7 protein-coding genes and 1 rRNA gene are annotated in these 5,461 nt (G+C 33.0%); all 8 read left to right on the top strand.

Going from position 1 to position 5,461, the window contains the following annotated elements; all coding sequences use genetic code 11:
* Positions 1 to 347 (top strand): VCBS repeat-containing protein (locus tag PHI88_03640; protein ID MDD5552220.1); only part of this gene is annotated, 347 nt, incomplete at its 5' end.
* Between the two features lie 55 nt (positions 348 to 402).
* Positions 403 to 1,152: a Wzz/FepE/Etk N-terminal domain-containing protein gene (locus tag PHI88_03635; GenBank protein ID MDD5552219.1), complete on the top strand. Its 750-nt coding sequence runs from the start codon at positions 403 to 405 to the stop codon at positions 1,150 to 1,152.
* Positions 1,153 to 1,169: 17 nt separating this feature from the next.
* Positions 1,170 to 2,465 (top strand): sugar transferase, encoded by a 1,296-nt coding sequence (locus tag PHI88_03630; protein MDD5552218.1) that lies wholly within the window; start codon positions 1,170 to 1,172, stop codon positions 2,463 to 2,465.
* A gap of 147 nt (positions 2,466 to 2,612) precedes the next feature.
* Positions 2,613 to 2,924 carry a KH domain-containing protein gene (locus PHI88_03625; protein ID MDD5552217.1) on the top strand — a complete coding sequence of 104 codons (312 nt, stop codon included), beginning with the start codon at positions 2,613 to 2,615 and terminating at the stop codon, positions 2,922 to 2,924.
* 147 nt (positions 2,925 to 3,071) lie between these two features.
* Positions 3,072 to 3,761, top strand: a complete 690-nt coding sequence (locus tag PHI88_03620) for a C39 family peptidase (GenBank protein MDD5552216.1) — start codon at positions 3,072 to 3,074, stop codon at positions 3,759 to 3,761.
* Between the two features lie 9 nt (positions 3,762 to 3,770).
* Entirely contained in the window at positions 3,771 to 4,115 is a 345-nt protein-coding gene (locus tag PHI88_03615; GenBank protein ID MDD5552215.1) for a VOC family protein, read from the top strand.
* Between the two features lie 4 nt (positions 4,116 to 4,119).
* Positions 4,120 to 4,764 carry a tRNA (guanosine(37)-N1)-methyltransferase TrmD gene (trmD, locus tag PHI88_03610; protein ID MDD5552214.1) on the top strand — a complete coding sequence of 215 codons (645 nt, stop codon included), beginning with the start codon at positions 4,120 to 4,122 and terminating at the stop codon, positions 4,762 to 4,764.
* Between the two features lie 167 nt (positions 4,765 to 4,931).
* Positions 4,932 to 5,461, top strand: a 16S ribosomal RNA gene (locus tag PHI88_03605); the annotation flags it as partial.

The following is a 5,461-nucleotide window of genomic DNA, read 5'->3' as shown; positions in this document are numbered from 1 at the left end:
CCTACAAGTATAGAACAACTACTATGAGTATCTGGAACTTCCTTTCAAATGGAAATAGAATATCCTCATACAAAAAAACATACACTTCAACAACCTGGAATCTTGACAGCACAAAGATTTCCCATGCCGACGTTAATGGAGACGGAAGAGAAGACCTTGTGGCTTTGTATAACTATGGAAATGCAAACACGGGATTCTGGGTGTTTCTAAAGACTGCATCAAGTTACACAGCGCAGAGATGGTGGTTGTCTGGTAAAGGAGCTTGGAACTGGTCTTCAACCAATCTTCAGGTGGGAGATACAAACAATGATGGAAAGGATGATATTGTGCCTATTTATAAGTATTAGGGATTGAAAAAAAAATTGTTTTTGGTATTATTCTATATTATAAATATTAAACCTTATGGCTGAACAAGAAATTAATTTAGTAGATTTTGTTAGGGTATTATTTAAAAAGAAATTGTTAATCCTTTTCGTGGTCGGAGTTTTTTTTATACTGGGGATTGTTTTTAGTTTAGTTTTATTTAAAGGATACGAGGGTTCTGTTGTCTTGGAGATTGGCAAAATGGAAGTTTTTAACGAAGGAACATTTATTACTTTTTTACCAGAAACCACTTCACAGGTTAAGCAAAAAATAAATAGCCGGGTATATGATGATTTGATTGAAAGCAAAGTGGAGATAGATGAAATAGAGGATGTCGAGGCGTTCATTTCTGAAGAAGCAAAAGATAGTAATATTGTCACCGTAAGGATAAAGTCAAAAGATTCCGTTGAGGGAGTTAAATATTTAGGAGAACTTGGTAGAATTATTTTATCTCAGCATGAAATTGATTTTAAGAAGAAAGAAAGTAGTTTTAAAACCATTGTTAGTAGAGAAAAAGCAAAATTAGCTGCATTAGAAAAAAACAAGGATTTATCAAGCCTACAATACCTTTACGTTGAACATTTATCTAAGATTGACGAGGCGCAAATGAGCTTAAATAGCATCCAGAGGACGAAAATTGTAAGACCTGCCCCAGAGGAATTATCTTATGAAAACAATCTATATTTGAATGTTATTTTATCAATTTTCATCGGTTTGTTTTTCGGCGTTATTTTTGCTTTTGTATTAGATTTCTGGCAAAGAAATAAAAAAGAAATTCTCAAGGGCTAATTAATTCGATAAAGATAATGAAGTATAGGATTATAAGAAGATTCATCTTATTAAGTGGAGATATTTCTTTGATATTTTTCTCTCTCTATATTGCTCTTATTTTAAGGTGGAGTAAGTTAATTTCTCCTCGGATATTTATTTATTTTTTTAAGCAATTTTCGTGGCTTTTTTTATTTTGGATTTTTCTTTTTTTTATTTTTGACTTTTATTCTTTGAATATAAGATTCCGCAGTTTTGATTTTTATCGGTATTTTTCTGTATTTTTATTTCTGGCAATGTTTTCGGGAATTTTATATTTCTATCTTTTTCCAAGTATTGCTATTGCGCCAAAGACCATTCTTTTTTTGAACATTGGTATTTTTTCTATTTTATTTATCTTATGGCATTCTTTTTTTGATTGGATTTTCAAGAGAAGTGTGAATAAAGAAAAAATTATTTTTTGGGGGAGTTTTTCGGAAAAGAAAGATTTAATAAATTATATTAAAAATTCAAAGTTACTTTATAAAATCGAAGGGGATTTTAATGAAAGCACAAACATAGATGAAATCCATAACATAATTAAAAATAAAAAAATAAAGAAAATTATTATATCTCCAGAGGTTAAAAACTCTCAAAAATTATTTTTCTCTTTTCCAGAAATAGAAATTGAAAGCTTCTTTGATTTTTATGAAGAAACTACAAAAAAAATAGCGCTTTCTGGCATTAAAGATCCGAACATATTTAATAGTTTTATTAGGGAAGAAAAAGCCTATACTACTCTAAAAAGAATGTTGGATTTTTTTATCGCTTCTATTGGAAGTTTATTTTTCATATCGTTTTTCCCCATAGTTGCTATTTTAATAAAAATTAATTCAAAAGGGCCAATTTTCTTTATTCAAGAAAGAGTAGGTAAAGATGGAAGAATTTTTCAATCATATAAATTTAGGTCTATGCATGTAAAAAATAACAGCAAAAAAATATGGAGAGAAAAAGATAAAAGAGAAATTACTTTCGTGGGAAGATTTCTAAGATTTACACATATTGATGAACTTCCTCAATTTTTAAATATGCTACGGGGCGATATAAGTATTATTGGTCCTCGTCCTGAATGGAAAAAATTAGCCAAGCAATATGAAAAGGTAATTCCTTTTTATTCTTTGCGGCACAAGGTAAAGCCAGGACTCACAGGTTGGGCTCAAATTAACTATCCACCATCTACTTCCGTGAAAGAAGCTAGAGAAAAGTTTCAATACGATCTTTATTATATTAAAAATAGATCAATCACTTTTGATGTTGTAATTTTCCTTAAAAGTTTAAGAAAATTTTTTGGATAGTTTTAGAATGTTTGACAAAAAAAGATAATTTTTTAATAATGGTATATCTTTTAAGAAAAAGTAAATAAAGTCCTGAGGGATTGTATCCTGAAGGGAAAGGTCGATTATGATTGATACGAGTGGTATAAATACTACTCGAAGAAAAATATGGCTGAGCAACAAGACAAAGATTTTCTTGACAACCTAGTAAAATCACTTGTCGATCACCCGGATGATGTTAAAGTAGATAGGAAAGTTGATGAAATGGGTGTTTTGCTTTCTTTGAGAGTAAACCCAGAAGATATGGGTTTAATAATCGGAAAGCAAGGCTCTATTGCAAGAGCAATTAGAACTCTCGTAAGAGTGATAGGTCTTAAGAACCACGCAAGAGTAAATCTTAAGATTGAAGAGCCCGAGGGCTCAAAAAGAGCAGCTGAAAAAGAAAAAGAGGGAGAGGATCTTGGAGATCTCAAGCTCTAATTTAGCTTTACATACTTTAGAAAACCGCGCTATAATGTGAAAAAGCAAAATTTGCTTTGACAAATAATGACGCGGTTTTCTTTTTTTGTATGACCTTCCACATAATTACAATTTTTCCTGAAATTTTTGATTCTTACTTTTTAAAATATGCCAAGAGCATCAAGAATTCTTAAAAATTCACTAGCTAATATAGATAGTGTTTTTCATCATAAAAGCCCATATATTAAAAAGGGTATTCCTTATTTTTCTCAATGGGAGAGTCCGGAATTGAATGATGATATTTTAAATAAGAAAAAAGACGCAGCAGAAGACAAAAAATGGAAAAATTCCGGAGCAAATTCTCCCGAAGAATATCGTTTATGGAGTTGGCACACCTGTGGCATAACTTGTTTCAAAATGATTCTTGCGGACATATTGGGAAAAGAGTTTAAGACGATTAATCTTGCAAAAAAATGCGCAAAATATGGAGGATTTCGCAAAAAAGGAGAAAATATCGAAGGATTGTATTATCTTCCTTTTTGTAGGTTTGTTAGGAAAGAATTTAAACTTAAAATTGAGTTCGTAAGGTGGCTTTCTATTAAAAGAATTAAAAGAGAATTAAGCCAAGATAATTACGTGATAGCCACCGTTAATCCAAACATTAGAGATTTAGAATCGTCGATTCCAAAAAAGAAAGGTGGCCACTTGGTTTTAGTTGTAGGATACGACGATAAAAAGAAAATATTATTTTTGCATAATCCTTCCGGCTTTTATAAAAAGTCTCAAGAATATGCTGAAATTTCAGAAAAAAACTTTAAAAGGTTTTTTGCAAAAAGGGGAGTTGTAGTATATTCTTAGTTTAAAACTATGAAATTAGATTCAGCGATTTTTTATACAAATAGTTTAGAAGAAGCGATAAAATTTTATAAAGAAATAATTGGACTGGAAGTTGATTATATTCAGGAAGGAAAGTTTGCCTCTTTTAAATTAGATAACGCAAAATTAGGTATAAAACAGGCGAAAGAAGAAAGAGAAATTGCAGGACATCAAACCGTTTTTATAGAAGTTGAAAATATACAAGAAATATATAATCAGTTTAAAGAAAAAGGAATAAAATTTGAAAAAGAATTAGTTAAAGAAGATTGGGGAAAAAATTTTAGCTTTCTTGACCCCGACGGAAATAAGATTCAGTTTGTTTGTAAAAATTCCTAAGCCTATGACTTTTCACATAATTACAATTTTTCCGGAGATTTTTGATTCTTACTTTAAAGAAGGGATTTTGCGACGGGCCCAGCAGAAAAAGAAAATAAAAATAAAAATCTATAATCTTCGCGATTTTACAGATGATAAACGAAAGACCGTGGACGATAGGCCATTTGGAGGAGGACCGGGAATGGTTTTAAAAATAGATCCGATACAAAAAACCATAAATAAAATTAAAAAAAGCGCAAAGAAAAAAACAAGAATAATTTTACTTTCCGCAAAAGGAAAAAAATTGGACCAAAAAAAGGCAAAGTTCTTAACTAAGTACAAAGATGTTATTTTAATATGCGGGAGATACGAGGGGGTGGATGAACGAGTTGCAAAATATATTGCCAACGAGGAAATTTCAATCGGAGATTATATTTTATCGGGTGGCGAGCTTGGAGCAATGGTAATTATTGAGGCAGTTTCAAGATTAATTCCGGGGGTTTTAGGAAACAAAGAATCAATAGAAGACAAAAGAGAAGTTAAGGGTTACCCTGTTTATACACGGCCCGAGAAAATCAAAATAGATAAAAAAGAAAGAAGCGTGCCAAAAATTCTTTTGAGCGGAGACCATAAAAAAATTGAAAAATGGAGAAGTAAGCAGGCCAAATAAGGGGTTGACCCCGTTAGATAGAGCTCGTAGGGTTTACTATCTAACGGGGTTGACTTTAAATTATTTTTTGTATAAAATATCAAGGTTAAGTAAAAGCCCTTTTAAAAGTCAGTAGCTGCATTGAGCCAGCTTGTCTCTTTGTTATTCCTTAATTTATTTTTTAATTTTTAACTGAGAATTTGATCCTGGTTCAGGATGAACACTGGCGACGTAGATAAGGCATGCAAGTCGAGCGGTCCCGCTTGCGGGACAGCGGCAGATGGGTTAGTAACACGTGGATATCTACTCTAAAGACGGGAATAACCCCGCGAAAGCGGGGCTAATACCCGATGGTCCCTTCGGGGTAAAGATTTGTTTTTAACTTTTCGCTTTAGAATGAGTCCGCGGCCTATCAGCTTGTTGGTGAGGTAATGGCTCACCAAGGCTATGACGGGTAGGGGATGTGAGAGCATGGTCCCCAACAAGGGAACTGAAACACGGTCCTTACTCCTACGGGAGGCTGCAGTCGAGAATCTTGGACAATGGGCGAAAGCCTGATCCAGTGACGTCGCGTGCGGGACGAAGGCCTTAGGGTTGTAAACCGCTTTTCTTGGGGAAGAAATCTTTTGATTGACGGTACCCAAGGAATAAGGGGTGTCTAAACTCGTGCCAGCAGAAGCGGTAATACGAGTGCCCCAAGCGTTATCCGGAATTATTG

The organism is Candidatus Paceibacterota bacterium, from assembly GCA_028716825.1.
In the GTDB taxonomy this organism is placed as follows: domain Bacteria; phylum Patescibacteriota; class Minisyncoccia; order Minisyncoccales.
This window is presented reverse-complemented; position numbering and strand designations above follow the sequence as displayed.

Excerpts from the sequence above, each read along its gene's own strand:
- PHI88_03635 (MDD5552219.1), top strand. The coding sequence starts at position 403 with ATGGCTGAACAAGAAATTAATTTAGTAGATTTTGTTAGGGTATTATTT.
- PHI88_03630 (MDD5552218.1), top strand. The coding sequence starts at position 1,170 with ATGAAGTATAGGATTATAAGAAGATTCATCTTATTAAGTGGAGATATT.
- PHI88_03625 (MDD5552217.1), top strand. The coding sequence starts at position 2,613 with ATGGCTGAGCAACAAGACAAAGATTTTCTTGACAACCTAGTAAAATCA.
- PHI88_03620 (MDD5552216.1), top strand. The coding sequence starts at position 3,072 with ATGCCAAGAGCATCAAGAATTCTTAAAAATTCACTAGCTAATATAGAT.
- PHI88_03615 (MDD5552215.1), top strand. The coding sequence starts at position 3,771 with ATGAAATTAGATTCAGCGATTTTTTATACAAATAGTTTAGAAGAAGCG.
- trmD (MDD5552214.1), top strand. The coding sequence starts at position 4,120 with ATGACTTTTCACATAATTACAATTTTTCCGGAGATTTTTGATTCTTAC.